Origin of the sequence: Methylobacterium sp. WL103, from assembly GCF_008039885.1 — a bacterium.
Lineage (GTDB): Bacteria > Pseudomonadota > Alphaproteobacteria > Rhizobiales > Beijerinckiaceae > Methylobacterium > Methylobacterium cerastii.
The window spans coordinates 1-909 of sequence record NZ_VRUX01001028.1; the positions used below are offsets into that span (position 1 = coordinate 1).

At 75.4% G+C, this 909-nt stretch carries 1 protein-coding gene; it reads left to right on the forward strand.

All coding sequences use genetic code 11. From position 1 onward, the window contains the following. Positions 1-146 precede the first annotated feature (146 nt). The coding region (locus FV222_RS27530) for a class I SAM-dependent methyltransferase (protein WP_147816309.1) at positions 147-909 on the forward strand (763 nt) is incomplete at its 3' end.

Here is a 909-nt window from a genome sequence, read left to right on the forward strand (position 1 = left end):
CGCGACGCCCGGTCGAGCCGCGCCCACTATGCGCTGACCGAGGACGGCGCCGCCTTGGTCGCCGCCGCGGAGGCCGACCCGGCTTGACGCACGCTCCCGGGGCGACACGTCCGGTGGGCTGCGTTCGAAGAATTCGAGGGCTCGGGATGGAGACGATCCACCGCTCGGCCGCGGCCGGCTATGCCGCCCAGGCCGACACCTACGTCAGCGGCCGACCGGATTATCCGCCGGCGCTGGACGGCTGGCTGCGCGGCGACCTTCGGGTCGGTCCCGGGCGCACCGTGCTCGACCTCGGCGCGGGGACCGGCAAGTTCACCCCGCGCCTGACGGAGACCGGCGCCCGCGTCGTCGCCGTCGAGCCGGTCGCCGCCATGCGGGCGCAGCTCGTCCAGTGCAATCCCGGCGTCGAAGCGCATCCCGGCCATGCGGAGGCGATCCCGCTCGCCGACGGCGCGGTCGACGCGGTGGTCTGCGCGCAGTCCTTCCACTGGTTCGCCACAGCGGCGGCGCTCGCCGAGATCCGCCGCGTGCTGCGCCCCGGCGGCACGCTCGGGCTGGTCTGGAACGTGCGCGACGAATCCGTGCCCTGGGTCGCGGACCTGACGCGGATCGTCGACGCCTACGAGGACGACACGCCGCGCTATCGCACGGGAGCCTGGCGCGCGGCGTTCCCGGCCGCGGGCTTCGGGCCCCTGCACGAGCGGCGCCTGCCCCACCACCACGAAGGGCCGGCCGAGGACGTGGTCGTCGGCCGCGCGCTCTCGGTAAGCTTCATCGCCGCCCTGCCCACCGACGAAAGGGCGGCCGTGGCCGCCGCGGTGCGGGCGCTGATCGCCGCCACGCCGGAGCTGGCCGGGCGTGACAGCGTCCGCTACCCCTACGAGACGGTGGCGTTCCACTGCACGGCAG